The organism is Actinomadura sp. NPDC000929 (genome assembly GCF_040492065.1).
Classification (GTDB): Bacteria; Actinomycetota; Actinomycetes; order Streptosporangiales; family Streptosporangiaceae; genus Spirillospora; species Spirillospora verrucosospora.
In genome coordinates, this window is the sequence record NZ_JBEUPA010000032.1 from 1 (window position 1) to 26,878 (window position 26,878).

Annotated in this window: 22 protein-coding genes; 11 read left to right on the plus strand and 11 right to left on the minus strand. The window is 69.8% G+C overall.

Going from position 1 to position 26,878, the window contains the following annotated elements; all coding sequences use genetic code 11:
* Positions 1-716: 716 nt before the first annotated feature.
* The 8 genes from ABWI04_RS14570 (at position 717) to ABWI04_RS14605 (ending at position 8,555) form a co-directional block, all read left to right on the plus strand.
* Positions 717-2,975, plus strand: a complete 2,259-nt coding sequence (locus tag ABWI04_RS14570) for an ATP-binding protein (protein ID WP_353832707.1) — start codon at positions 717-719, stop codon at positions 2,973-2,975.
* A gap of 402 nt (positions 2,976-3,377) precedes the next feature.
* Entirely contained in the window at positions 3,378-4,082 is a 705-nt protein-coding gene (locus tag ABWI04_RS14575) for a hypothetical protein (RefSeq protein ID WP_353832708.1), read from the plus strand.
* Between the two features lie 44 nt (positions 4,083-4,126).
* Entirely contained in the window at positions 4,127-5,011 is an 885-nt protein-coding gene (locus tag ABWI04_RS14580) for an NPCBM/NEW2 domain-containing protein (RefSeq protein ID WP_353832709.1), read from the plus strand.
* 10 nt (positions 5,012-5,021) lie between these two features.
* Positions 5,022-5,474 (plus strand): hypothetical protein, encoded by a 453-nt coding sequence (locus ABWI04_RS14585; RefSeq protein WP_353832710.1) that lies wholly within the window; start codon positions 5,022-5,024, stop codon positions 5,472-5,474.
* 566 nt (positions 5,475-6,040) lie between these two features.
* Positions 6,041-6,250 (plus strand): hypothetical protein, encoded by a 210-nt coding sequence (locus ABWI04_RS14590; protein WP_353832711.1) that lies wholly within the window; start codon positions 6,041-6,043, stop codon positions 6,248-6,250.
* 289 nt (positions 6,251-6,539) lie between these two features.
* The gene (locus ABWI04_RS14595) at positions 6,540-7,220 is read left to right on the plus strand and encodes a Crp/Fnr family transcriptional regulator (protein ID WP_353832712.1); all 681 of its coding nucleotides are present in this window, start codon (positions 6,540-6,542) and stop codon (positions 7,218-7,220) included.
* A gap of 367 nt (positions 7,221-7,587) precedes the next feature.
* Positions 7,588-8,187, plus strand: a complete 600-nt coding sequence (locus tag ABWI04_RS14600; protein ID WP_353832713.1) for a hypothetical protein — start codon at positions 7,588-7,590, stop codon at positions 8,185-8,187.
* Positions 8,188-8,279: 92 nt separating this feature from the next.
* Positions 8,280-8,555, plus strand: a complete 276-nt coding sequence (locus ABWI04_RS14605; RefSeq protein WP_353832714.1) for a hypothetical protein — start codon at positions 8,280-8,282, stop codon at positions 8,553-8,555.
* 195 nt (positions 8,556-8,750) lie between these two features.
* On the opposite strand, the gene ABWI04_RS14610 is transcribed toward ABWI04_RS14605, so the two are convergent.
* Positions 8,751-9,917, minus strand: coding sequence for a glycosyltransferase family 4 protein (locus ABWI04_RS14610; RefSeq protein ID WP_353832715.1), 1,167 nt, complete (start codon positions 9,915-9,917; stop codon positions 8,751-8,753).
* Positions 9,918-10,522: 605 nt separating this feature from the next.
* Here ABWI04_RS14610 and ABWI04_RS14615 point away from each other — a divergent pair.
* Positions 10,523-10,840: a hypothetical protein gene (locus ABWI04_RS14615; RefSeq protein WP_353832716.1), complete on the plus strand. Its 318-nt coding sequence runs from the start codon at positions 10,523-10,525 to the stop codon at positions 10,838-10,840.
* A 491-nt stretch (positions 10,841-11,331) separates the two neighbouring features.
* Complete coding sequence (locus ABWI04_RS14620) at positions 11,332-12,195, plus strand: SDR family NAD(P)-dependent oxidoreductase (protein WP_353832717.1); 864 nt, start codon at positions 11,332-11,334, stop codon at positions 12,193-12,195.
* A gap of 408 nt (positions 12,196-12,603) precedes the next feature.
* Here the strand turns inward: ABWI04_RS14620 and ABWI04_RS14625 are convergent, their stop codons facing one another.
* Genes ABWI04_RS14625 through ABWI04_RS14640 form a run of 4 tightly spaced genes read right to left on the minus strand, consistent with a single transcriptional unit; the run spans position 12,604 to position 18,006 of the window.
* The gene (locus ABWI04_RS14625) at positions 12,604-14,001 is read right to left on the minus strand and encodes an aldehyde dehydrogenase family protein (RefSeq protein WP_353832753.1); all 1,398 of its coding nucleotides are present in this window, start codon (positions 13,999-14,001) and stop codon (positions 12,604-12,606) included.
* Entirely contained in the window at positions 13,998-14,855 is an 858-nt protein-coding gene (locus ABWI04_RS14630) for an arginase family protein (RefSeq protein ID WP_353832718.1), read from the minus strand. Before ABWI04_RS14630 ends, ABWI04_RS14625 begins: the two co-directional genes overlap by 4 nt.
* Positions 14,852-16,294 carry a diaminopimelate decarboxylase family protein gene (locus ABWI04_RS14635; protein ID WP_353832719.1) on the minus strand — a complete coding sequence of 481 codons (1,443 nt, stop codon included), beginning with the start codon at positions 16,292-16,294 and terminating at the stop codon, positions 14,852-14,854. The genes ABWI04_RS14630 and ABWI04_RS14635 overlap by 4 nt, the downstream gene beginning before the upstream one ends.
* Positions 16,294-18,006, minus strand: a complete 1,713-nt coding sequence (locus ABWI04_RS14640; protein WP_353832720.1) for a thiamine pyrophosphate-binding protein — start codon at positions 18,004-18,006, stop codon at positions 16,294-16,296. The genes ABWI04_RS14635 and ABWI04_RS14640 overlap by 1 nt, the downstream gene beginning before the upstream one ends.
* A 122-nt stretch (positions 18,007-18,128) precedes the next feature.
* Between ABWI04_RS14640 and ABWI04_RS14645 the strand changes: the two genes are divergently transcribed.
* Positions 18,129-20,087 carry a primary-amine oxidase gene (locus ABWI04_RS14645; protein ID WP_353832721.1) on the plus strand — a complete coding sequence of 653 codons (1,959 nt, stop codon included), beginning with the start codon at positions 18,129-18,131 and terminating at the stop codon, positions 20,085-20,087.
* Here the strand turns inward: ABWI04_RS14645 and ABWI04_RS14650 are convergent.
* From ABWI04_RS14650 to ABWI04_RS14675, 6 genes are read right to left on the minus strand one after another with little or no spacing between them, the layout of a single operon-like run.
* Positions 20,039-20,761: a GntR family transcriptional regulator gene (locus ABWI04_RS14650; protein WP_353832722.1), complete on the minus strand. Its 723-nt coding sequence runs from the start codon at positions 20,759-20,761 to the stop codon at positions 20,039-20,041. The two genes, ABWI04_RS14645 and ABWI04_RS14650, sit on opposite strands and share 49 nt — an antisense overlap.
* Positions 20,758-22,968, minus strand: a complete 2,211-nt coding sequence (locus ABWI04_RS14655; protein WP_353832723.1) for a N,N-dimethylformamidase beta subunit family domain-containing protein — start codon at positions 22,966-22,968, stop codon at positions 20,758-20,760. Before ABWI04_RS14655 ends, ABWI04_RS14650 begins: the two co-directional genes overlap by 4 nt.
* Positions 22,961-24,118, minus strand: a complete 1,158-nt coding sequence (locus tag ABWI04_RS14660; RefSeq protein WP_353832754.1) for an ABC transporter ATP-binding protein — start codon at positions 24,116-24,118, stop codon at positions 22,961-22,963. Before ABWI04_RS14660 ends, ABWI04_RS14655 begins: the two co-directional genes overlap by 8 nt.
* Before the next feature lie 5 nt (positions 24,119-24,123).
* Entirely contained in the window at positions 24,124-24,918 is a 795-nt protein-coding gene (locus ABWI04_RS14665; protein ID WP_353832724.1) for an ABC transporter permease, read from the minus strand.
* Positions 24,915-25,754, minus strand: coding sequence for an ABC transporter permease (locus ABWI04_RS14670; RefSeq protein ID WP_345174138.1), 840 nt, complete (start codon positions 25,752-25,754; stop codon positions 24,915-24,917). The genes ABWI04_RS14665 and ABWI04_RS14670 overlap by 4 nt, the downstream gene beginning before the upstream one ends.
* Positions 25,751-26,797 (minus strand): ABC transporter substrate-binding protein, encoded by a 1,047-nt coding sequence (locus ABWI04_RS14675; RefSeq protein WP_345174137.1) that lies wholly within the window; start codon positions 26,795-26,797, stop codon positions 25,751-25,753. Before ABWI04_RS14675 ends, ABWI04_RS14670 begins: the two co-directional genes overlap by 4 nt.
* Between the last annotated feature and the right edge of the window lie 81 nt (positions 26,798-26,878).

Below are 26,878 nucleotides of genomic sequence, written 5' to 3' on the forward strand. Positions count from 1 at the left end.
GAGTTCGGCACCGAGGTCGCCATGCGCAACTCCCACGCCCGTACCGACGACGAACTGCACCCGCTGCGCGAGGTCCCCCGCTGGGACTGGCCCACGCCCTGACACCCGGCAGCCATGGGCATCCGGAGCACACCGGTTATCGTGACCGCATGCCAGGTTGACGCTAGAGACACCGTGGTTCTCCGCGGCCCCGCACCCCGCCGCCTTCGTCCGCACCTCGATCCGGACGAAGACCAGTAGCAGGGAAGGGCCATGGAGATCAGGAGAATAAGATTGCAATTTCGCCAGGCGCGGCGTTTGCTCGGATCGCCCTGTTACTCAGGGCAGCCGATCGACTTAGTTCGTGGCAGACCTGGCACGTCGATTCCGAGTGCCGTCCCTCGGACCTCATCGCCACCCATCATGGTGTGTCTGGTGAACTCGCCGCTGAAATCGAGCGGGTGCCGTCCTGCCAGGCGCTCAGAATCGCCTTCACCGCGAGGACCGCTCGCGCACCCGGTTCCGCCCATCGAGTGGACCACGACCAAGGTGCGGCAGGCCGCCGCCGTCCCTGACCTGCTCTTCGGCGTGCCAAGAGTGGGCCTGATCCGGCCAGCGGACTCCGTGATGGCACGGTGGTCCCCGATGTCGGCCGTAAATACGCTGAGTCCCGTTGTGAGGTGACCAGCGTACGGAGGGACATGTTCTCCCACGGACACGCCGATGATCCTGTGGCGATGCGACGCGATCTGGTCAAGCAGTTGGCCCTCCTCCTCATCGACTGGGAGCACCGGCAGGGGCGGGCGGTGGACCGCGCGGACCTGGCCCGGCGGATCAACGTCTCCCGGAGCAGCCTCTACGCCTACCTGAACGGCACGACGCTGCCGTCCACCGCCGTCTTCGACCAGCTGCTCACCGCGCTGGGCGCGGATGCCGAGCGGCAGCGCCGGCTGAGCACGCTGCGCGACGACATCGAGGCGGCGCCGCAGCGCGGAGCGCGCGGTGCCGTGCCTCCCGCACCGCGCCAGCTCCCGTGCGTGACGGAACGGTTCGCCGGGCGCGGTGCCGAACTCGACCGACTTGCGCACCTCCTGGACAAGCCCGGCGGGGTGGCGACGGTCATCGTCGCCATCGATGGAGCGCCCGGGGTCGGGAAGACCACGTTGGCCTTGTGGTGGGCGCACCAACTGAAGGAGCGCTACCCGGACGGCCAACTCCACGTCGACCTGCACGGTTTCGAGCAGGATGGACCGCTCGACCCGGGCGAGGCGCTGCATCGGTTCTTGCATGCTCTGGGCGCCGCCCCGGAGGCGATTCCGGACGACCTGGACGGCAAGAGCGCGCTCTACCGCACCCTGCTGGCCGACCGGAAGATGCTGGTCGTGCTGGACGACGCGAGGTCGTCCGACCAGGTCCGGCCGCTGCTGCCCGGCGCCGGCCACTGCCTGGTGATCGTCACCAGCCGGGACCGGCTCGACGGCCTGGTCGTCCGGGAGGGCGCGCATCGCGTCACCCTGCCGGTGCTGCCGCGCCGGGAGGCGCGTGACCTGCTGCGGAGCTGGCTCGGTGCGGAGCGGGTCGCCGCCGAGGAGAGCGCCGCGGACGAGCTCATCGGCCTGTGCGCCGGGCTGCCGCTCGCGCTCAGCATGGTCGCGGCACGGGCGGCGGACCGCCCGGACTGGCGGCTCTCCGCACTCGCCTCCCGGTTGCGCGAGGCGCCCGACCGGCTCGGCGCGTTGGGAGAGGGCTCCGCCGACCTCGACCCGCGCTCGGTGTTCCGCGCCTCCTACACGCTCCTCCCTGAGCGGGCCGCACGGCTGTTCCGGCTGATCGGTGGCGCCTACCCCGACATCGACGCGTATGCCTGCCGCGCGCTGCTGGACGCCGACGCGCCGCCCACCGCCGAGCTCGACGCCCTGACCCGCGCCAACCTGCTCACCGAGCAGGTCATCGGCCGGTTCTCCGCGCACGACCTGCTGCGGGAGTTCGCCCGCGACCTGGCGCGGCGCGGCGCCCCGGAGGAGGGCAGGAGCGCGATCGGGCGCGTCCTCGACTACTACCTGGGGACGGCGATTCGGGCGGCCCGGGCGATCGAGCCATGCCGCGAGGCCGACCTGCCGCCCGCGGGACCCGGGCGGCCGGGTCCCCTGCTCCGGGACCGGCCAGAGGCGATGGCGTGGTTCGCCGCCGAGATGCCCGTGCTGCAGGCGGCGATGAAGCAGGCCGCCGCCGCGGGCTTCGACCAGTACGTCTGGCGGCTCGCCTGGGCCGCGACCGTCTTCCTGCGCCGCAGCGGGCGGCGCACCGAGCGGGTGGCGCTGCACCGGATCGGGCTGGATGCCGCGCGGTGCGCCGGGGACCGCGCCGTCCAGGCGACGTCGATGCGGCTGCTCGGCGACGGGCTGAACAGGCTGGGGCGGCAGGGGGACGCGCTGCCGCTGCTGCGGATGTCGCTGGCAGAGTGCGAGAGCATCGGCGACGCGAGGGGCGTGTTCCAGACTCACCTGTCGCTCACCCGCCTGTACGACTCCCTCGGGAGCAACGCCGAGGCGCTCGCGCACGCGGAACGGGCACTCAGCGCCTCCACCGCGGTCGGCGATCCACTCGCCCGTGCGGACGGGATGATCCACGTCACCAAGCAGCGGGAACGGCTCGGTTCCTACGACGAGGCGCTGCCGCTGGGCCGCCGGGCGCTCGGCCTCTACCGGCGGATCGGCTACACGGAGGGCGAGGCCGAGGCGCTGCGTTCGCTGGGGCGGATCGAGCAGCGGCTCGGCCGTCTGGAGCAGGCGATCGTGCGGTTCGAACAGTCGCTGGAGCTCGACCGGCTGCTCGGCGACCGCTTCTGGACCGCGCACGTCCTCCGGGATCTCGCCGCAGCCCAACGGAAGGCCGGGAACCCGGGACGCGCCCGCACATGCCGCGCGGAGTCCCTCGCGATGTTCGAGGCGATGAACTATCCGGTCACGGACCTGAAGGGGGCGGAGGCTCATTGACGTCAGGGCCGTCCACCGGCCTCCGAGCTCGACCCGACCCGGGAGGGCGTGCAGTTTGCGCGCCTGGCCGAACGCCTCGGCGACCAGGTCCACGTAGGCGGGTGCTCAATGGCGCAGGTGCGCCATACCCGCGGGTAATCCGACCTTCCGGACTGGTCGCCCCCTCTCCGGGCCGACCGTTCCAAGATCAGTGATCAATTGACTGGCCTGCGCCTTCTCGAAGACCGGTGGAAATTGACGAGGCATGGCCCGGGTCAGGGCACATCATTCCCGCCGCGCCTCGGCCGCCCCCGGCCGGAGACGACCAAGATGAAGGCGTTTCGGACGTCTTTCAGAGAGAGCCCCGCGACGGCGGGGCCGGCACGGGGACAGAGCGCAACACGAACAGGAGGTCGCCCGGTCATGACCGAGTACTCGCAGACAGCGGTCATCGTGGTCGCCGATATGGCGGGCAGCGCGTCTCGCAACGACATGGGAAAGCGCCACGCGCGGAAGGAGATGTACGCCTGGCTGGAGCGGACGCTCGGCCCTGAGTGGTCTCGATGCGCTCGCGAGGACCGCGGCGACGGCGTCCTCATGCTCTGGCCGCTGTCGGTGCCGGACCCGGTGCCTCCGAAGGTCATCGTGTCCCGGCTCATGCGGCTGCCCGAGACGGCCCCCGCCGGTCCGGAGCGTCCGCGCCTGCGCGTCGCGATCCACATCGGGCAGACGTTCAGGGACGACCACGGCTTTGCCGGCGCCAGCATCGACGAGACGTTCCGGCTGAACGAGGCCGGCACCCTGAAGGCGTCGCTCGCTGAGGCACGCGGCCCGGTCGCCTATCTGCTCTCCGAAGACGTCCACAAGGCCGTAGTCCGGTACGGCTATGAGGACTTCGCCCCCTCCAGCTTCCACCCCACCATCGTGAAGGTGAAGGAATCGACGCTGGAGGCCTGGCTTCACCTGCCGGCCGAGGACGAACTCGCGGCAAGGCTGGCCGCGAAGGGCACCGCGACCGCCGACAACCCCACCGGTGAGCCGGGGCAGACCAATGGGGTCCATCTCAACATCGGCGGGAACGCGCAGATCTCCGGTACATCCATTTCGGGAAGAGACCTGTACCTGTGACGACAAGGGCCCGTGCGGGCGAGGGCGCGGAAGTGGAGGCGTCCATGGGCCAGCCCGGAGGCGGCCGGACGCGGCGTGCCCTGCTGAGGATGCTGCTGATCCTGGTGGCCTGCGCGGCCGCCGGTGCGGCGGGGCGGATCTTCGGCGGCGACCGGGTCTGGGGCGGGTTCGCCGCCGTCCTGATGCTGACCACGGTGATCGTCCTGCGCGGCGCATGGCAACCGTCCGGCCGCGGGACCGTCAGCGCACAGGCGGCCACGCGGGACGCGTACATGACTCACAACCGCAGCTTCACCCTGAACGCGGGCGGGTTGAGCGCCGTCGTGGGCGCGGCGCTCATCATGGCGGTCAACGGCCTGCTGGTCGCGCACGTGTCGACGGATGTGCCCGGCGGACGGTATTACCGGCCGACAAGTCCGGAACCCGGAGCCGATCAGAGGAGCACACCCCCCACCTCTGTCACTCCGGTCTTTCTGCGCGACCTGCCCAGGGAGCAGATCCGCGGCACGTCGGGGGTGTCCGTCGAGGCCGGCGCCCGAATCACGGGGAGGCAGTGCTCCCGCAGCATCTATCAGCCGGTGTCCGCGATCGGCCTGGCCCGGATCATCACCCTCACCCCCACCACGAGGTACCAGCGGTTCATGGCGCTGGCCGGGATGCCTGACGATGAGGACCTGAAGGCGAGCGTCGAGTTCGTCCTGCTCGGGGACGATCAGCGGGTGATCGGCCGCCGGACCGTGAGCCCCGGCAAGCCGGCCGAGTTCGACCAGGACATCTCGGCCTACGCGACCCTCTATCTTCGGGCCACCCTGCTCACATCGAAGAACGGCACCGAGTACGGCGGCGACTACCGAGCGGTCTGGGGGGACGCGCAGCTCCTTCCCGCGAACGGGCAGCCCAGCGTCTGCCCGACCTCCGCCGGGAACTAGCCAGAAGGAGATGAGCATGGTGGCGGAGAAACTTGCGTCCGACGCGGTCGAGGTCCTCGTCACGGCCATCGTGGACCCGGCGGGCGTGGCGAGGTCCACCGAGCTCCACGACCTGGTGCGGCGGTGGTTCCGGCTGAACGGCCAGCTCGAGGCGTTCGAGGCGTTCGCCGCGAATCCGGGAGACGGCGCGTGGATGCGCGACCTGCTCCGGCAGGCCGTCGAACGCGATGCGGCCTTCGCGCGCTCCCTGTCCGCCGCGGTCGACCAGGCCCGCGCCGCCACGCCGCCCCAGAGCAACAGCGTGCACCTGTACGCAGACGGGGCGCGCGGCGGGACGTTCCAGGTGGCCGGACGCGACTCCCACCGAAAGGTCGCCATCGACATCGGCGGCAGTGGTTTCGCCCTCCTCGCGGTGATCCTCGCTATCGGGATCGTCTTTGCCGTGCTTGCGCTACAGCGCTGAGGGCGCCGGATCATGAACGATCGGCCGCCGTCAGGACCGCCCCGAGGAACGTCCTGACCAATGATCCTGGAGCGCGTCGCAGAGTCCTTCTACGCGTTGTCGGGCGGCCGCTGGCTGGGGCCGGTCGGCAGTTGAAGCTATTTGCGTGAGAAGTGCGCCGTCACAGACGGCGGTTCACGGAAAGTGACACCGATCATAGGCCCAAGTTCACGCACAGTAAGTTCATGGGCTTCTTGTCTGTGCAATTACGGGCCACCCCCCTCCCCGTCGGCCACTCGTGTGGCAGATCAGACAAACCTGCCGAGTCCACAAGAGGTGGCGGCGTGCAGTTGAGTGCATTCCAGAGTTGTCCAGCTTGGTACGTGCTCGGAGAAAGCCTCGGTGACCCTGGTGTGACTTCCCCGCATCGACCAGACAGGGAGCCGACCATGTCCGACGAGAATGCCCCGTACTTGCGCGGCGACGGCCAGCTGGGCAACCCCTCCGACAGAAGGCCGGCCTCGGAAGTTCCCCCGCGCCCGGGTCCTCCTCGCCCGCAGCCGAGCGCCTACCGGCAGTCGGGGTCCATGGCTCACCCGAAGACGACCTACATGGGGTTCTACTTCTGGTGGTGGCTGGGCGTGACCGCGCTCTTCCTGCTGGGGAGCTTCGGGGTCTTCGCCGGCGGAGCCGTCGGCGCAGGGTTCATCGGACTCCTCTGCACGGGGCTCTCCGCCCTGTACGTCCGTTACCTCTTCCGGGGCGGCCGCTTCCGAATGATCTTCATCATCTTCTGACCGCGGGCGCCGGCCGAAGGCACACCCGGACCATCTCTCGCCCGGTGCCGGAGGATTTTCAGCGCATTCCAGCTCTTTCCAGCATCGGATCTGTGCCCACCCGTCCCGTGATGTCGTAATGCAGCGGAAGCCCGCCATCGACCTGGTCGAGACAGGCCACCAATGCCATGTCCGGATTCGATTCACGGAACACGAAGTGCGTATCGAAGAGAGATTGAAAGCACGCAATGACGAATCGTCGCTCGTCCTTCCTGCGCGGCGGCCTGCGAGGACTGCTCCGGGCGGCCCGATGCGGCGCGCGCCTCTGCCGGAGAGGGGGCAGGGGGACGATTTCTGGAGCCAGCTACGTGCCGAGTGGCGCAATGCCCTGGCTGGGACGGGACGGATACGGGCCTGCCGGGCGGGTGCCGAACTCTGCGTCCAGGATCGCCGTAGCGATGCCGTCCTCATCCTCAGGTCGGTGCACGCGCGTGTCGTGCACCGGACCGGTGAGGGCGAGGTCTGGCTCGCGCATCGCGGGCCCGGCGACATCGTCGGCGAGATGTCACTGGTGGACGGCGGGCCCCACTCGGCGACGGTCGTCACCGTGGACGCGGGCAACGTCCTCGCGATCTCCCACGAGGCATTCGACCGGGTCGTGCGGCGGTACGACGGGCTGAGCCGGGTGCTGCTGCGCGTGGCCGTCCAACGGCTCCGGGACGCCGACCTGCAGCGCGGCATCGGTGAGGAGGCGCCGCTCACGCGACTCGCCCGGCTGCTCGACCAGGACCGGCGGAGCGACGCGGCCGAACCCTCCCTGCCGCGCCTCCAGCGCGAGATCGCCGACCTCCTCGGGATGTCGCGCGCCTCGCTGGTACGCGCGCTGCACTCGCTGCGTCGGGACGGGATCATCAAGACGGGCCGGGGCCGCATCACCGTCCTCGATCCGGCCGCGCTGGGCCTGCTGGCATCGAAGGGCGACCGGCGATGACCGCGGCGAACGGCGGATGGCTCGCCTGCGCCATACCGGGCGGTAGATTCCGCGCCTGCCATCGCCGCCCCGGGGCGGTGGACGAGGCCCGCCGGATACCGGCTCTCACCACTCTGACCTGCAAGGCCATGGCAGGCACGGCCAGGTGCCGCTGGGAGCGCTGTGCCACCGGCCCCACCACCGCGCGGCAGCCGGGTTGCCCCGTCCCGCTCCGCTCCGCAGGGTTGGGCCGTCCGTACGAGGGGGAATCGTCATGGAACACACCAGACCGCCAGACTTCGAGGAGTCCCGCCCGGGAGTATCGCTCAACGCGGGCCGGAACGCTCACGTGCGGAACAGCCGTATCGCGGGCCGCGACCTGTTCTCGGTGGCGGGGAACAGCGTCGGTATCAACGGGACGAGCCTGATCAACAGTTCCCTCGTCATCCGTAACGGATCGCGTTCGTTCGCCTTGCCGATGGTCGCCGTCGCGGGCATCGGGGCTGTGCTCCTGCTCGTTCTCGCCTTCGGCCTGTACGGCACCGTCGCCGCCGGCTCAGGGATCGACACGCGCGTGGTGTTCATCGAGGGCGCGTCGGGCGCGCGCAAGACCCTTGAGTCGCTGAAGAAGGCCGAAAGGTCCGGGAACGCGAAGGCTTGGTGTGAACTGGCTCAGCCGGGCCAGGAGAACTGCACGCAGAAGATTTCTGCGGCGTTCGAGCGGGCTCCGGAGTCGTATCGCAAGGAGATCGACAAGGTGGACGCCGGCAGTGTCTCGGTCAGCGGCAGCACCGCCACCGCGATGATGCGCTTCCGTGGCGAGCAGCAGGGCACCGCGCACCTGGAGCGGTCACGGAACCGGTGGCAGCTGAACCCCGGCGAGTACGCAGTCCTTCTCTGGGCGGGCGGGCTCTACCTGTCCATCGTGGACGCCGCGCACGACAACGGCCCGTTCGATCACCTTCTCCCGGGATTCGGCGGGAACTGACCGGCTCTCCCGCGGAGCGCCTCACCTCTGTGCCGATGACCCCCATGTGACGCACGCCCCCCGCCGCATCCACCGAAGAAGGGCAGGCTTCTATGACCTGGTCCAAGTACGAGATCTTCTCGATCCTCTCCGGATTCGTCCTGATCGGCGCCGCGTTGATGCCGGGGATGTCCGTGAAGGACCGCATGCGAGTAGGCGCCGGCGGCGTGCTGTTCGCCGGATACGGCTTCTTCGTCGCCGCCCAGACGAGCGGCACCTGGGAGTTCCCGTGGATAATCTTCGTCATCCCGTTCATCGGGCTCGGCTACGCGGGCGTCAAGGCGTACGAGTGGTGGACGAAGGAGACGCGGGAAGAGAGCCGCCGCTGATCGGAAGGTGTCCCGGAGCCTGCACGGCCATCCCAGGTCGTACGGGCTCCGGTCGAACCGGTCTACGGCCGCCGCACCTTCGCTTGTCCGGATCGGGCGTTCCCCCGCCGGGGCGAGGCGGGGAATCCCTTCGAGGAGATGCGGGATCCCGCGGCGGCCGAGCACCGGCGCGGCTCATGGCCGACGGCTGACCGGTCACAGCGCCGAGAGGATCCGCTCGACGGCGTCCGCCCAGGTCCAGCGGGCGGCGAGGTGCCGCCGGAGAGCGGCGGCCCTCGCGAACGCCGCCGGACGGTCGCGCAGCTCCGCGGCGATGCGGTGACCCCACACGGCGGCGTCCCTCGGCGTGTCGCGGACCGGCACCACGATGCTCCTGCTCTCGCGGGGTGCCAGCTCCGTCAGAAGCATGCCCAAGCCGCTGTGCTCGCTGACGAGGGCAGGGGTCCCCATGGTGATCGCCTCATGACCGACCAGCCCGTACCCTTCCACGAGCGACGGCATGAGCAGCAGGCTCGCCCGGCGCAGGTCCCGCCGGACCGCGTCGATGTCTGGATCGAAAGCCCGGACCATCACGCGCGCCGTACGGTGGCCGATCCAGCCGACGACCTTCTTGCGCGTCTCGGCCTCGGTCTCGGCAGGGGTCCCGCGCACGAGAAGCTCCCAGTCGTCGGCGTCCGGAGCGTATCGGCGGGCGTGCCCGACCGCCCTGGCGGCGAGCTCGACGCCCTTGAGGCGGGCGTCGCCCATCCGCCCCATGATCATGATCAGCGGTCGCCGTTCGCCTTTCGGCACCGCACGCTCGTCCGGGCCGACCTGGTCGAAGCCCGGGTCGAGCGGGACGACCGGGGTGATGCCGTCGTCCAGGTCGCGCACGATCCATTCGTACAGGCGCGGTCCGACCGGAACCGCCGCGGCCGCCCCGGCGGCGAGTCCGAGTTCGATGGCCGTCCGCTCCGTGGCCCTGGTGCCCGCCTCGCTGTCACCGTCGAGTTTGTGCCACTCGATCTCCTCAGGAGACATATGGATGAGATGGAGGCGCGGGGCGCCTCCGAAGAGGTCCTCGGCGAGCGCCTTCGCAACTGGCCCGGTCACCCGGCCGTGGCCCACGACCAGGTCGGGCTCGACGCCGTCCGGCAGCACCGGCCTGCGGACCAGCGCCTCGCGCTCGGTCATGCCAGGCGCCCGCAGCGCGATGATCGGACGCACCCCGGCGTCCTCCATATCGCGTCGTTCGTCCTCGGTCAGGCCAGAGACCAGGCAGAACACGTCGACACCCGCGCTGGCCAGAGCCCGGCAGAGGTAGCGGTTCAGGGCGCTGAGGCCACCGCGTGCCGGGAACCATTCGTCGGCGACGACCAGCACGGTGCGGACACGGCGGTCCGGCGTCCGAACAGGCTTCGGGAGGGCCGGGGGCGGTGAAGCGGGCGCCGGAGAATCGGATACCTGGGAATCGGGCGCCGGGGAGTCGCCGTATACGAGGTTCCAGCCATCCTCGATCCGTCCGGTGTTCGCGTCCTTCATTGGCTCCCCCGTTCTGCGCGCGTGTGCGAAGCGCCATCATCACCGGGCGACACCCGCGTTCCCACCCGGGCGAGGAGCGCGCACACCGTGTCCGAGCAGGTGCCCGGCTGCGGACCTGCGCGTTGTCGGCCTCGACCGTGCCCGCGCGATTCCTCCTCAGGTTCCGGCTGTGGCTCAGATGAGGCACAGGGCGGTCGATTCCGTTCGACTGATGCACTGCGATCCCGTCTGCGACCTGCGAAGGTCCGGAGAGGCGGGTCGGGGCGCCGAAGGGGCCGTTGCGGCTTCCGTCCGCGTTGTCCAAAGTCGTGCTTCTCCGGTGGGGAAATGGGGGCACACATGGACGACGACGCGCGGCACGTCCCGCCGCATATCAAGTCGGGACAGGACATGGACCTGGCCGACGTCACTATCGCGGGAAGGGATGACCGGTGAGGAGCGTGCGCATGCTCACAGCGGCCGCCGTTCTCCTGCCGACGGCGCTGGTGGCAGGGTGCGCCGACACGGGACCGACCGACGTGGACGACCTCTGCTCGGCCTACAAGCACTTCCTGTTGGAATACACGCGGCCGCATCCGTTCTCGAACAAGGGCGTGTTCGACTCCTTGAAGGATCTGGGCGACGTCGCCTCCCGCTATACCAGCAGCGACGCGGTGAAGGCGGCGGGGCCGCGCCTGAAGAAGATGGGCGAGTCGGACCAGGTCAACATGCTTGAGGTCGAGATGACGACGGCTCCGATCAGCGCGGAGTGCCACAAACCCTGAGCGTGAAGGAACAAGGGACGGGCCGCCCCAGACCGGGCCCCGTCCCGCTTCCCGATCACGCGACCGCGTCGCCGGGCCGGCCGCATTCAGCTTCCACGCACCGCACTGACGTCGCGAGAAAAGCAAGTTCCCGGTCCGGTCGGAGCGTGATCACGTTCGAGAGGGAACGGAGACGTTGCGAGCCGCCGTCGTGCGGTGCGCAATGTGAGGCTCCACATGAATGCGACGCAACAGGAACAACGGACTCGCATGGCCTGTCGCCGATCTAAAGTGCCCGCCGGCTGACGCCGCGGTCTCTCCTTAACCGGTCGGCGGCCGTCCTGACGGCCACCCGCCCACTCTGAGCATCCCTCGGTGCGCTCGCGCACATGAACGCGAATACTGCCCGCAGGTAAAGCGTGGTGGCGCAGGTCACACTGTCGCCGCGTAACGGGGATCGGGTTGTCGGTGTCTGGTGGCCGACAGACACATCGAAGGAACGGAACGTCATCATGAGCAAGGTATGGTTCGTCACCGGTTCGTCCCGTGGTCTGGGCCGCAACTTCGTCGAGGCCGCACTGTCCCGCGGTGACAGGGTCGCTGCGACCGCTCGGAACACCGGGAGCCTTGAAGGGCTGGTCGCCACTTATGGCGACGCGGTGCTGCCGGTCGCGCTGGACGTGACCGACAGGGCCGCGGTCTTCGCGGGGGTGAAGCGGGCCGCGGAGCACTTCGGTCGCCTGGACGTCATCGTCAACAACGCCGGGTACGCCCAGGTCGGCGCGGTCGAGGAGCTGACCGAGCAGGATCTGCGCGACCAGATGGAGACCAACCTTTTCGGCGCAGTGTGGGTCGTCCAGGCCGCGTTGCCCTACCTGCGCGAGCAAGGCTCGGGGCACATCATTCAGTTGTCTTCGGCCGCCGGCCTCATCGCGATGCCGCTCGGCGGCGCCTACCACGCCTCCAAGTGGGCGGTGGAGGGCCTGAACGAAGCTCTCGCGAGTGAGGTCGCCGGCTTCGGCGTCAAGGTGACCGTGGTCGAGCCCGGCGGGTTCGCCACCAGGGCCGGTAAGAACCCCGACCCTCTCGCCAACGGTCACATGGCCGAGCCCGACCCGGCCTACGAGAGCCTCCGCCGGCACCTCGCCCAGGTCGCGGGCAAGCAGCCCGCCGGCGACCCGGCCGCCGCTGCCCGTACCCTCCTCAAGATCGTCGATTCCGACGCCCCGCCCCTGCGGGTGCTGTTCGGCCAGGGCTTCTATCCGATGATCCAGCAGGCCTACGCCGACCGGCTCAACACCTGGGCCGACGGCCAGGACCTTTCGGCCGAAGCCCACGGCAACCTCGATCAACCCGCCGCTGACCCCCGGCACTGATCCCACGAGACCTGAGCCGCGTCGTTCCCAGTCGCCCTGCCGCGCTTTCCGGCTGACGCTCTACACATCCCCGCCGCTCTGCGCGGCAAGCTCGTCGTCGACGCGATGAACTACTGATGGAGACCGACGGCATCCGCGACGACCTCACCGACCCGCGCACCTCCTCCAGCGAGACCGTGCGGGCATTCCTGCCCGAATCCGTGTGATCAAGGCGTTCAACCACACGGGCTACCACGACCTGGAGAACGAAGCCCGTCCCGCCGCGACGCCCGGACGCAAAGCACTCGCCATCTCGGGCGGCGATCCTGCCGACGGCGCCGTTCAGGTGGGGGCGGAGGTGGGCGGGTTCGAGCACGCGAGGAGGACAAAGCTGGTTGGCGCCGCACGAGGCCAGGGGTGGGGGAGTGGTCACTGGGTGTTCAGCATGACGCTCCTGGTTTCGGTGTAGAGGTCGATGGCCGCGGCCCCCATCTCGCGTCCCCAGCCGGAGGACTTGAAGCCGCCCCAGGGGGCCGCGGCGTCGGGCGGGTTGGGCATGTTGATCCACACCGTGCCGGCCTCCAGCGCCGCAGCCGTCCGGTGGGCCCGGCCGACGTCGCGGGTCCACACCGAGGCGGACAGGCCGTAGCGGGAGTCGTTCGCGCGAGCGGTGACCTCGTCGGCGTCGTCGAACGGGAGGACGGCCACGACGGGGCCGAATATTTCCTCACGCGCGATCCGCATGGTGTCGGTGACGTCGGTGAAGACCGCAGGGGTCAGGAAATGGCCGTCGGAGAGATGGTCAGGGCGCTCCCCACCGGCAACCAGGGTCGCCCCGTCCTCAAGGCCGTTGCGGACATACTTCTCTACCCGGGTGAGGTGGTCCGCGGACACCAGGGGCCCGAGGTCGGTCTCGGGCGACATGCCGTCGCCCAGCCGCATGGCAGAGACAGCCGCTGCCAGGCCATCGGCGAATTCGTCGACGATCCTGCGCTGGACGTAGATACGGGAGTATGCCGCGCACACCTGGCCGGAGTTCAAGAAGGCGCCCTGCGCGATTCCGGTCACGGCCTTGGTCACCGGCGTGTCGTCGAAGACGACTACCGGCGTCTTGCCGCCCAGTTCGAGCGAGACGCGCTTGAAGTGGTCGGCGCTCGCGCGGACGATCTCGCGGCCGACGTCGGTCGATCCGGTGAACGAGATCTTGGCGATGCCGGGGTGGCTCACCATCGCCCTGCCCACCTCCGGGCCTCCGGACACGGCGGTGACGACGCCCGTCGGCACGCCGGCCTCGGCCATCAGGTCCACCAGCCGCATCGTGGTGAGCGGGGTCTGCTCCGCCGCCTTGATGACGCAGGTGTTGCCACAGGCCAGCGCCGGAGCCAGTTTCCACGCCGCGATCATCAGCGGAAAGTTCCACGGGGTGATGAGGCCGCAGACTCCGACCGGTTCGCGCGTCGTGTAGTTGAGCACGCCGGGAATGGAGACCGGGTTGGTCTCGCCGGTGATCTTGGTGACCCAGCCCGCGAAGTAGCGGAAGTGCTCGGCGGTCGCGGCGACCGAGACGTGTCGAGCGATGCCGAGGGGCTGTCCCTGGTCACGGGTCTCGAGCTCGGCGAGCTCAGCGGCGTGGGCCTCGACGAGCTCGGCGATCCGCCAGAGCACCCGGGCTCGCGCGGCGGGTGTCATGATGCGCCAGGCGCTACCGTGCCTCAGCGCCTCGGTCGCGGCGTCCACCGCGTTGTCCAGGTCGTTCTCAGAGGTGAGGGCCACGTCTGCAAGGTGCTCGCCGGTGGCGGGGTTGAAGGTCGCGAACGTGGAGTTCATGCCACACCGCCCGGGGCGTCGACGCCGAGGAGGGTACAGACGCAGTCGGCTTCGAACTCGGTCACCCGACGCCGCCACCCCAGGTCGTCCGGGCTGTGCAGCGCGGTCATCTCGACCCCGATGACGTCCGAGGCGGCGGCGATCCCCCGGAGCACCGTGAGGACCTGTTCGTAGTCGAAGCCCCGGTCGCGGCCGTACCAGACGGGGTTGACGCTCACGTCGAGCACGTCCGGGTCGATGTGCACGTAGACGGGAGCACCGCCGATCGCAGCCACGACCCTCTCGGCCGTGTCCTCGGCGACCGGGACCATGGTGAGCGCGCTCGCCTCCGCTTGGCGCTGGCCCGCGATGTCGAAGTCGTCGTCGAGCGAGCGGGCACCGACGAGGATGGCCTGCTCGAGCGGGAACTCCCCGTGCCCGGTGTCCCACACGCCGCAGGCACCGGAGAGGCTCATGCAGCCCAGGAAGCCGCCGCTGGTGGTGACCGGGGTGTCGAAGTCGGAGTGGGAGTCGAACCACACGACCTTGGCCTCGGGGCGGGCTGCGTGGACGGCGGGAAAGGTGCCGATCGCGATGGAGCAGTCGGTCGACAGAACAACCGAGCGCCGGCCACTGGTCAGCGCGGTCCGGACGTGGTCGGCCGCCTGTTGGAAGACGGCCGCGGAGTCGCGCAGGTCGTCCTCCCAGTCGGTCTTGCGGTACGGGCCGTCGCGGCCCTCCACACGTTCGGCGACGATCCCGCGCTCCGCGAGCGCGTCGCTCAGCAGGTTGACCCCGCGCCGGTCACGCGGGGTCTCCTCGGAGATGCGGACGGCGAAGGCGCGAGCACTGACCTCATCCTGCAGCACTGTCATGGGTGGTCTCCCGGGGTGATGGAGTGGGTGTCGGGTTCGAGTGGGGGGAGCAGCTCGCGGGAGAAGACGTCCGCGGCCTCCTCGCGACGACGGGCGAGCACCGGGTTCGCTCCGCGGACGAGGACGGTGGCGGGTCGGGGGATCGCGTTGAACTGGGTCGAGGCCGTCTCGCAGTAGGCGCCCTGGTTGAGGACCAGCAGGAGATCCCCCGGCATTACGTCGGGAAGTTCGATGTCCTCGGCGATGGAGTCGTACGAGCACGTGGGGCCGACGACTTCGACCGGCGTCGGATGCGGGGCCGACGACGTGGCTCCGACAACGACGATGCCGTGACCGGCCCGGGTCAGCGACCGGGTCATGAACATGGTGGCCGCGGAGTCGACGGTGACGAAGCGGCGGCTGCTGAACCAGTCGACGTCCTTGACGTCCTGGACTCGCGTCAGCAGGGTGACCGCGTCACCTACGTGAAAGCCGCCGGACTCCAGTTGTACGACGACGTCGGGCCAGCCGCCCTCGTGGAGCCCTGCGGCCAGGGCCTGCGCGTGCTCACGCACGTCCGGCAGGTCGCGCAGCTCGGCATCGGTTGCGTTGCCCGGGGTGCTGAGCAGGACACGTCTACCCTGGCGCAGGCCGCCCCCCAGGTTGATGCGCCGGGTCGTGATATCCCGCGCTGCCTTGAGGTGCGCCGCGAACGCGGCGAGTTCGCGGGCGCATTCCCGGACGTGCATGACTTGGCGCTGCGCATCGAAGTCGGCGCGGTAGCCGGCGAACCCGGCGTGGTGGGAGAGCCCGACATAGTCGAGCCATTGGTCTTCCGCGATCCGGGTGACGAGGGTCTCGGCGGCTCCGGTCGGGATGCTCGACCCGAACTTGGCCTCCGCCACCCGCAGCGTGCGCTCGTACGCGGGGTCCTGGGCCAGCAGGCGGCTGTACCGCAACTTGGCGCGCACCACGCATGGCACGACGCGACCGTGGCGTCGTCCGGCCTCGGAGAGTCGCTCGGCCTCGGCGAGGGAGTCGACGTTGACCTGGTGCACGCCGATCCGGGCGACGAGGTCGAGGTACGTCGCCGACTTGCCATTGCCGTTGACGATGATGTTCGCGGCCGGGATACCTGCGTCGAGTGCCGCCATCACTTCGAACTCCGAGCTCGCGTCGATGAGGGCACCGCTGCGGCAGAGGGTGGTGATGACGGCCCGGTTGTTGTTCGCCTTCATCGAGAACGCGATCTCGACCCGCTGGTCGATGGCGTCGTACGCCGCGCGCAGGGCGCCGTGGTTGTGCTCGAGCTGGCGCTCGGAGACGACCCAGGTCGGTGTGCCGAACTCCGCGGCGATGTCGGCCAGCGGGGTCTCCTCTATGTGCGTGACGCCGCTGCCCGACGGGGGAACGGTGGCCGGAAGAAGGCTCAAGGCGGAGTCGTAGGTCAGGCGCGTCATCAGACCCCCACGTGGCGCATCATGTCGAAGGGAGGCAGGGTGTCGACCGGGACGACGACGTCAACGAGCGTCGGTCCATCGGTTGAGAGTGCGGCGACGAGGGCAGGTCGCAGATCCTCCGCGGCCTCGACGCGGTGCCCGGACACCCCCACGGCCTCGGCCAGCAGGTCGTGACGGACGTCCACGAAGTCCAGGTCGCGAGAGGTGCCCTCGTTGAGGTCGTGCCAGAGCCGCTGGTAGGCGAAGGCCCCGTTGTTCAGCACGATGCAGGTGACGTCGCAGTCGTGGCGCCGGGCCGTCTCGAGCTCGCCCCAGCCGAAACCGAACCCGCCATCGCCGACCAGGGCGACCACCCGACGGCCCGGGTGGGCCCTGGCAAGGCCGATCGCGCCGGGGAAGCCGAAGCCCAGCGTCCCGGCGGCGCGCCCGTAGACGATCTGGTCGAAGTGCTCGCCCTGGGCGAGATAGCTCAACGCCCAGACGCTGCTGTACGCGGCGTCGCACACGACCAGGTCCTCGGGCCGGAGCAGGGCGCCGAGCTCACGGAACAGCCGGGCCGGGTGGAGGCCGACGTCCACGGGATCCGCGGCCACGGCCTGCTGGCGGGCCCGCACCTGGTCCCAGCGTGCCGGCAGGTCCATCCAGGGGTCGCGCGGGGTCGTCGCGAGCCGCTCGAGGAACCGGGGCAGCGTCTTCTCGACGAGGTCACGCACCAGAGTCACGTCCTGCGCGGCGAATCGTGAGCCGACGTCCTCGACGTCGACCCGGACCACCCTGCATGCGGGGCCGGGCAGCCGGCCGAGGTCGGTGGTGGCCCCGTCCATGGCCGAGCCGAGAACCACGACCACGTCGGCGGAACGCAGGGCCTCGTTGGCCACCCAGCCGGACCCGTCCTCGCGGTACGACATGAAGCCGGCGACCCCGGCGTACAGCGGGTGCCGCTCGGGGAAGCAGCCACGACCCATCGCGGTCGTGCAGACGGGGGCTCCGAGCCGCTCGGCGAGCTCGGTGACACCGGCACCGACGCCGGCCTGGCGCGCACCGTTGCCGACGAGGAGGACGGGCCGAGCAGCCGCTTCGATGAGGGTGACCGCCTGGTCGAGAGTGGACGCCGCGGCCACGGGGGAGGCTGCCACGGCCGGCTCATCGACCGGTTGTGCCCGGTGTGCATCGGCCTTCATCACGTCGTTGGGAAGCTCGACCAGGACCGGGCCTCGAGGGGCGGTCATGGCGACGTCGATGGCCTGCTGGAGCGTCGGCTCGACGTCCTCCGGCCGGGCGGCTCGTGCCGCGAACTTCACCAACGGTGTGACGATGCCGACCTGGTCGGTCTCCTGGAAGGCGCCCGTCCCGTGGAGGTGCGTCTCCACGCCGCTGACGAGCGCGATGACCGGGCTCTGTGCGGCCTTCGCCTCGAGCAGGGCGATCGGAAGGTTCATCGCGCCGGGCCCGTGGATGCCGGTGGCGACGGTCGGTCGCCCGGTGGCGCGGGCGACGGCGTCCGCCGCGAAGCCGGCGCTGCGTTCGTCGCGCATGACCGTCGCCGTGACCGGGCTGTCCCCGAGGGCCTCGAACAGCCACTCCGGGGAGTCCTGGCCGAACACGTGGGTCACGCCGTTGCGCTCGAGGATCTCGGCCACGAGGTGCCCGCCGTGACGCGTGGGCGCCGGGGGCGGGGCTGCGGGTTCGGCTGGTCGCGTCTCGGAACTCATGGCCAGAGACACTAGCCCAAGCCTTGGCAACTTGGATACATTGATGCGAGATTCAGCGTTCGAACTGCGTGAATGCGAGAACGGATGCCGAAAATGTATCCAACGCACCGGAGGAGGTCATCGTGACCGTTCACGACGCGGCGGAGCCCCATCCGCTCGACCCGCTGACGGAGGACGAACTGCGTGAGGTCACCCGGACGCTGCTCGAGACGGGCCTGCTGACCGCCTCGGTGCGCGTGGCCTACGTCGGACTCGACGAGCCGACGCGCGGCGAGTTCGAGGCCGAGGTTCGCCCCGAGCGCCGGGCACGGGTTGTGCTGCACGAGACCACGCGGGTGGAGGACCGCGATGTGCTGGTGTCGGTCACCGACGCGGAAGTGCTCAGCGATCGCATCCTCGACGCGGCAACGGAGGGACAGTCGCCGGTGCTCGACGAGGAGTACGAGCTCGCGGAGCGCGTCCTGGCCGAGGACGACCGGTGGGTGACGGCACTGGCCCGCCGGGGCCTGCGACCCGACCAGGTGCGCGCGGCGGCCCTGTCCGCCGGCGTCTTCGACGATCTTGAGGAGGAGGAGGGGCGACGGATCCTGCGTGCGCTGGCGTTCCAGCAGCGGCATCCCGACGACCACGCCTGGGCGCATCCGGTGGACGGCCTGGTCGCCTTCGTCGACATCGTCGCGCGCCGGGTCACCGAGGTACTGGACGAGGGCGCCGTCGACGTCCCCGACGGCGACGACGGGAATTACCATCTCCGCGAGGAGCCGCCGCGCAGTTCACAACGTCCTTTGCTGATCACTCAGCCCGAAGGCCCGAGCTTCACCCTGGCCGGCCGGCACCTGCAGTGGGAGAACTGGGACCTGCGGCTCGGGTTCGACGCCCGCGAGGGACTGATCCTGCACCAGGTCGGGTTCCGCGACGAGGGCCGGTTGCGACCCGTGCTGCACCGCGCGTCCATCAGCGAGATGGTCGTCCCCTACGGCGACCCCTCGCCGGTCCGGTCCTGGCAGAACTACTTCGACACCGGCGAGTACCTGGTGGGCCGCTACGCGAACTCACTCGAGCTGGGCTGCGACTGCCTCGGGGAGATCACTTACCTCGACGCGGTCGTGGCGGACGCGCAGGGCGAGCCGCACGTCATCAAGAACGCGATCTGTCTCCACGAGGAGGATTACGGGGTGCTGTGGAAGCACAGCGACCCGTGGGCCCTGTCGAGCGAGACGCGCAGGAACCGGCGGATGGTCGTCTCCTTCTTCACCACCGTCGGGAACTACGACTACGGCTTCTACTTCTACCTTTACCTGGACGGGACGATCGCGTTCGAGGCCAAGGCGACCGGCATCGTGTTCACGTCGGCCGTGCGGGACCCGGACTGCCGCCACACGGCACAGATCGCACCGGGCCTGGGCGCGCCGTTCCACCAGCACCTGTTCTGCGCGCGTCTCCACATGGCGGTCGACGGGCCGACCAACCGGGTCGAGGAGGTCGAGGCCGTGCGGATGCCGGTCGGCCCCGCTAACCCTCGTGGCAACGCCTTCACCCGGTCCCGCACTCCGCTGACGCGGGAGTCCGAGGCGCAGCGGTTCGCCGACACCTCCACCGGCAGGACCTGGCACGTGGTGAACCCGAACTCCCTCAACCGGGTGGGCGAGCCGGTGGCCTACGCCCTGCACCCCGAAGGCCAACCGACGCTCCTCGCCGACCCGTCGTCGTCCATCGCCCGGCGAGCGGCCTTCGCGACGCGGCACCTGTGGGTGACCCGCGCGGCGCCCGGCGAGAAGTACGCGGCCGGAGACTTCGTCAACAGGCACCCGGGCGGTGCCGGGCTCCCGGCGTACGCCGCGGCCGACCGCGACATCGACGGCCAGGACATCGTGGTGTGGCACACCTTCGGACTGACGCACTTCCCGCGCACCGAGGACTGGCCGGTGATGCCGGTGGACCACACCGGGTTCACGCTCAGGCCCGCCGGGTTCTTCGACAGAAACCCCACCTTGGACGTCCCGTCGGGACGCGGGCGGCACGCCGCCGAGGGTCAGTCGTCCGAAGAGGGCTCCTGCGGTTGCCCGGTGGCGGAGAGGTGACGGATCAGCGCGACCCGGGTGTAGCGGATGTGCTGGCGCAGCAGGGTGCCGGCCCGCTCACCGTCGCGGTGGCGCAGGGCGTCGATCAACAAGTTGTGTTCGGCGATCACGACCTCACGGTCGATGGGCGTCGCCACCCCCATGTAGGCGCGCCGGAAGTGCTGTGAGGAGTTCCAGAAGTCCTGGACCAGGCGCTGCAGGCGCGGCATGCCGGCAGCCTTGATGCTGGCGAGGTGGAACGCCCGGTCGCTCGACAGGGCGCGCTCCAGATCGCGGCTGCCGTGCTCCGGCATCACGGCCTGCTCGAACTCGCGGCAGTGCTCCTCGAGTTCGGCGATGTCGGCATCGGTCAGGTTGACCGCGCTGTGCTCGATCGCGAGCGGCTCGAGGCGTTCGCGCATGAGGTAGACCTCGACGAACTCCTGGAGGTCCATGTCGGCTACGCGGGCCGAGACGTTGGGGGAGAGCCGGACCAGTCCCTCGCTCTCCAGATTCCTCAGCGCGTCCCGTACCGGGATGCGGCTGACGCCGAGCGCCTCGGCGACCCATTCCTGGCCGATCCGTGCGCCGGCGGCGAGACGGCCCTCGAGGATGGCTGTGCGGAGAGCCCGCGTGGCGTAGGTGGCCATCGTCTCGCCCGGCTCGCGGGGAGGGAACTCGGCCGACTCACTCACAGGGCCTCACCGGCGGCGCGCTGACGAAAGTCGTCGAGGACGTTCCGGGTGATCCGGGCGACCCCGTTGTCGTAGTCCTGGTGGGAGAGACTGGCGATCCAGTTGACGGAGCCGGTGCTGAAGACTCCGCCCCCTGCCGCCGTTTCGAAGTAGACGACATCGGAGCGGACCTCGGCGGACTCGGACCCGCCTTGACCGGGCTTCATGGCCGGGACCTCTTCGATCGCACGCTGCATCATGTCACTATGTCGGCCCCGCGAGGTGGCCAGCACGAACGTGCCGGGCGGGGTCCCGAGCGACACGTCGGTCCGGTCGATCTCCGCCCCGGCCGCGCCGGACATGTTCTGGCCGTAGTCGCCCAGCGGAGCCTCGATGTCCACTCCGGCGACGATGAACCCGACGCGCGGGTCCTGGGCGTCGGGTTCGAACCGGTAGGACGCCGAGTCGCCGCCCTGAGCGGTGAAGCCGACGCCGACCAGCCGCTGGGGCGCGCGCCCGCGGTGACGCCACAGGCCACCACGCTCACCGTTGGTGTGGTGCTCCTCGCCGGGCTCGCTGCTCCAGGCACGCGTACCGGCCAGGCCGCGCCGCAGCTCGATCACATCGGGCCGGTCGGACAGCACGGTCGTCACCCAGTAGAAGCCGTTGCCGCCGAGGTACATCAGCGACCCGCCGCCGTCGAGATAACCCGACAGTGCGTCGAGCATCTGCTCGGTCACGTACTCGGGGTGGGAGCCGGTGAGCACTGTGGAGTAGCCGTTCAGCAGGTCGGCGCCTTCGCGGTGCAGGTCCTCGTCGGTCACGACGTCCACGTCGATGCCGGCCACGGTCAGCCAGTCCACCAGGTAGAGGTCGGCACTGAGGCACCAGCCTCCTCCACCGCTCAGGGACCACGGATAGCTCGGTTCCATCGACAGCACCGGACGCAGTCGCGATACGTGGGCGGTCCCACTGCCGTCGCGGTGGCGGTTGTAGAGCGACAGACCGAGATCGCCACGCTCGGTGAGGATCGCGTCGACCTCGTGGAGCTCCCCGACGGGTCTGCCGGTCAGCTCCACCGCCCGGGTGAGGTCGAGGCGGTAGTTGGAGTAGGCGAGATAGGTGTAGGTGGGCACCAGCAGAACGGTATCGCTCGTGGGCCTGCCCGGCGCGGGTCGGACGAAGAACAGCACGTGTCGTTCGGCCGTCTCCGACCGCAACCGGGCGGCGTAGACGCCACTCGGTGTGTCCGCCGGTACCTGCCAGGAGAAGTCCACCTCCCAGCCGCAGTCGGCCAGGTCGTCGTCGTGGAAGTGCGCCGCGGCGTAGTGGCTCGGCTCTTCGGCCGGGGACATCGCAGTGCCGTCCCAGAGGTGACCGGTGACGGCCCGCAGAGGCGTGTTGACCAGGCGTCCGTGCGCCTCGTGGCCGGAGGCGTCGACGACGCGCGCACTGTCCGGGTCGCGCCCCAGATCCCACGAACCGATCAAGGTCAGGCCCGCGGCGGAGGCCGGATCGCCCGACAGGGAATCGAATTCGTCGACCGCTGCGGCGCCGGCCCACAGCCGGGGAGCCTCCAGCTTCCCGTTGAAGCTGCCGACGGCACGGCCCGACGTGTCGACGCCCAAGCGGCCGACCAGCAGATCGCCTTTGATCTGCCAGGCCGGCCCAGTGGCCCCCTCGGCGGTCGCGCGCGCGACGTCGTCGACGCCCGCGTAGGTTCTGAGCCGACGGCAGACGACGGCCACGGTGCCACTGCTGCGGTCGACGCTTGCGGTCAGCAGGTGCCAGTGGTGCAGCAGCAGGGGAGCGCCGGTGCTCACGACCAGGTCGCCGCAGCGGACGGTGGCCGCCCCGGTGGCGTCGAGCAGCAGCGCCGGGCCTCCCGGGAGCGCGACGACGCCCTGGTCTTGACCGGTCGACAGCGTGGGGTAAACCCAACACTGGAGCGTCAGGGCGGCCGCGGTCGTTACGGCGATGGGCGCCGTCATCGCCGAGCCAGGGCGGGTCGGCTGCACCCGGCCGGCGTACTCGCCGTCGATGTCGGCCCCGACCGGAAGGCAGTCGAGAACGTCGGGCGTGCCGTCCGTGCGGGGGCCGCCGCGCGTGATTCGGACGATCTCCGCGTGGTAGCTGGAAGCGCAGCTGACGTGGAACGCGACGGTCCCTCCCGGCGTGACCGACCACACCGACGGGTAGCCGAGGATCTCCTGGGCGGGTTCAGCCATGGACCCGGCCCTCTTCCAGGTCGGTGAACAAGACGTCGTCACCGACCCGCCAGGTCAGCCGTACGCGGTCGCCGACCGCGAGATCCCGGCGCGTGTCCGCGGCCGAGCGCACGTGGCGGTGCTCGCCGGAGCTCAGCTGGACGTAGTACTTGACGCTCGCGCCCAGGTACATCACGTTGGTCAGCAGCCCGGAGATCGTGTTGTGCCCGGGGGCGGATTCCTGTCCGTGGTCGGGCTCGACCCGCATCCGCTCAGGACGGACCATGAGCGCGACCTGGCCACCGGGCCGAAGGGGATGACCGGTGCCGTCCGGCGACGTCGCAGTAAGGCCGGTGATGCCGTACGGGGAGACGATCACGCGTCCGTCCTGGTGCTCGGAGACCGAGCCGCGGAACACATTGGACTCGCCCATGAACTCGGCGACGTAGAGCGAACTCGGGGCCTCGTAGAGCTCCTCCGCGGTGCCGAGCTGGCTGATCTCCCCGTTCCGGTAGACGGCGATGCTGTCGCTCATCGCCAGGGCCTCCTCCTGGTCATGGGTCACGTACACGATGGTGACGCCCAGCTCGCGATGGAGCCGCACGATCTCGATCTGGAGTGCCTCACGCAGGTTCTTGTCCAGGGCGCCCATGGGCTCGTCCATCAGCAGCAGGCGAGGTTCGAAGGCGATGGCCCGCGCGAGCGCGACGCGCTGCTGCTGGCCGCCGGACAGCTCGTGCGGTCGGCGCGATCCGTAACCGTCGAGGTGCACCCGCTCGAGTACCTCGGCGGCGCGCCGTCGTCGCTCGGCCTTGGGGACGCCGCGCACCTCCAGCGGGAACGCCACGTTGTCGGTGACGTTCATGTGCGGGAACAACGCGTAGTTCTGGAACACCATACCGATCTCTCGCCGGTGCGGCGGGACCGAGGTGATGTCGCGTCCGTCGAGGGTCACGCTGCCGCGATCGGGCGGTACGAAACCCGTGATCGCGTTGAGCGTGGTGCTCTTCCCGGAGCCCGACGCGCCCAACAGGGTGAGGAAGGTCCCCGGTGCGACGTCGAGGTCGATGTTCCGCAGGGCCGTGACGTTCCCGAAGGTCGTCCCGACTCCCGTCAGCCGCAGGTGGCCGCCGCTGGTCGAGACCACGGCCGGACTGGTGCGTCTCTGCATGGACGTCACGTTCGTCTCCTCGTACGCAGGAATGAGCCGATGCCCAGCGCGAGAAGCGCCACCGTGGTGACGAGCATCAGGAGGGTCGCAGCGGCGGCCACCGTGGGGTCGAGGCCGGTCCGCAACTGGTTGAAGATGACGACGGGCAGCGTGCGCACGGTCGGGCTGGTGATGAAGCCGGCCACCACCACGTCGTCCCATGAGGTGATGAAGGCGAAGATCGCGCTCGCCGCCAGGCCCGAGGCCAGCTGGGGGAGCGTGATCCGCCGGAAGACCGTGACGGGGCGCGCGCCGAGTCCCGCCGCCGCGCGCTCCAGGTCGGGGTCGATCGTGCGGAGGCTCGTCGAGATCGAGACGACCGAAAGCGGCAGCGCGAGCGCTGTGTGAGCCGCGACCAGGCCCAGGGTCGTGCCGGCGATGCCGAGCCGGACGTAGGCGAAGTAGCAGCCCACGCCCACGATGACGACGGGCACGATCATCGGGCTCATCATCAGCACGTTCAGGGTGCGCTGTCCGGCGAACGAGCCCCGCACGAGCGTGAGCGAGAGCAGCGCGCCCAGCAGGGTGGCGGTCAGCGCGGTCCACAGGGCGACCGAGACGCTGGTGGCAGTGGCGGCACGCCACTCGGGGTCGGTCAGCAGCATCTGGAACCAACCCATCTGGAAGCCCCTGGGCGGCCAGCTGAGCCGGGAGCTCTCGGTGAACGCCATCGGAACGATGACCAGGGTCGGGATCACCATGAACGCGGCGACCAGGAAGGTCCACGTGCGCAGGGCGACGGTGCCGGCAGAGATCCTCATGACTTGCTCCGTCCGGTCGGGTCGAGCGACACCGCCCGGCTGGCGAGGGCCAGCACGCCGAGCGTGGCGCCGAGCAGGACCATGCCCAGAGCGCTGCCGACGCCGAAGTTCAGCAGCCTCGTGGTCTGCTCGACGATGAGCTGGCTGACCATCACGTCGGCGGGGTCGCCCAGGATGGCGGGGGTCAGGTAGAACCCGAGCGAGATGACGAAGACCAGCACACAGCCCGAGAAGACGGCCGGCACCGTCAGCGGCAGGAACACCTTCCGGAAGGCGGCGAACGGCCGGGCCCCGAGGATGTGGGCGGCCGGCACGAGCGTCGCGTCGACGCGCCGCATCCCGGCGTACAGGGTCAGCACCATGATCGGGAGCAGCACGTGCACCATGCCGATGACGGTGCCGATGTCGTTGCGCATCATTTGGACGGGCTCGGTGGTGAGGCCTGCGGACCGCAGTGTCGAGTTGACGACACCGGTGTCCTGCAGCCACACGGTCCAGGCATAGGTGCGGACCAGGATGCTCGACCAGAAGGGCAGCAGGACGAAGAACGTCAGGACCATGGCGGTGTGGCCCTTCGCGCGGTTCATGACGTACGCGTATGGATAGCCGATCACCAGGCACAGGACCGTGACGACGACCGCGATCCGGAACGTCGTCAGGTACGAGCGAAGGAAGACGGGGGACTTGCCGAAGAACTTGTAGTTCTCCGGCCCCGGGTCGGTGAGGCTGATGTGGAGCATGTCGAGCAGCGGCCAGAAGAAGGCGACCCCGAGGAAGGCGACCGCAGGGACGGCCAGCCAGTTCCAGCCGACCCTGCGTGCTGACCGTCTGGTCACTTCTGGAGCCACTCGACGAACTGGTGGGACACGGTCTCGTACTGCTTCGCGTTGAACGCGTCGTCGAAGCGGTAGGACGTGCCGCCCTTGCCGGCGGGCAGGTAGCCGTAGGTCGGCGCTTTCGGGTCCGGGGTCGCACCGGTGGTGGCCGGCGCGACCGGGTAGATCTTCGAGAGGTCCGCGTTGTGCTCGACCGAGGTGATGTAGGCGGCCAGCTTCATCGCCTGCTCCGTGTTGGGAGCGCCCTTGAGGACGACGAGGTAGTCACCGCCGAGGCCGTAGCCGTCCCAGACGACGTGGAGTGGCGAGCCGTTCTTCACGGCGGCGTACACCTGGCTCGCGAAGGTGAGGCCCATGCTGGCCTCACCACTGCTGAGTGCCTCGATGGTCTCGGTGGGGCTCGCCGACCAGATGATGCTGTCCTTGATGGTTCTGAGCTTGGCAAGCGCCCGGTTGACGTCGAGCGGATACAGGTCCTTGGGCGCCACCCCGTCGGCGAGGAGCGCGCCCTCGAGCAACCCGGTGCCCACCGGCTCCTTCCAGACCACCCGCTTGCCCGGAAAAGTCCTGATGTCGAAGAAGTCCTTCCAGGACGTGGGAGTGCCCTTGAGGGACTTGTCGTTGAAGGCCAGCACCGCGGCCCAGGTGTGCAGCGGCACACGGTACTTGTCGCCGTCGGCGCATGTGATGACCGCGCAGTCGAGCGGCTGCAGCAGGGCCTGGGTCTTGGCGTCGGCTCCGAAATCGCCCGCCACGTCGAGGAGGTCCCAGGTGACGCGGCCGGAGTCGACCATCGCCTTGATCTTCGCGTAGTCGGTGGATCCGACGTCCTGGACGACCGAGACGCCCGTCTCCTTGGCATAGGGCTTGAGCCAGGCGGCCTCCTGCGCGTCCTGGAGGTTGCCGCCGTTGGAGACGAAGGTGACGGCGGACCCACCGGCCGACTGGGGGCCCGTGCTCCCGCAGCTGGAGAGGGCGACGGAGGCGGCGGCGATAGAGGCGAGAGGGATGAGGCGCCGAGCGCGGAGGGGCCAGGTGAGCATGGACGGTCCTTCCCATGAAATGTATCCAGAAGATAGGAGTCGCGTGGGCTGAGTGTCAATGATTCAGGGACGATTCACCTT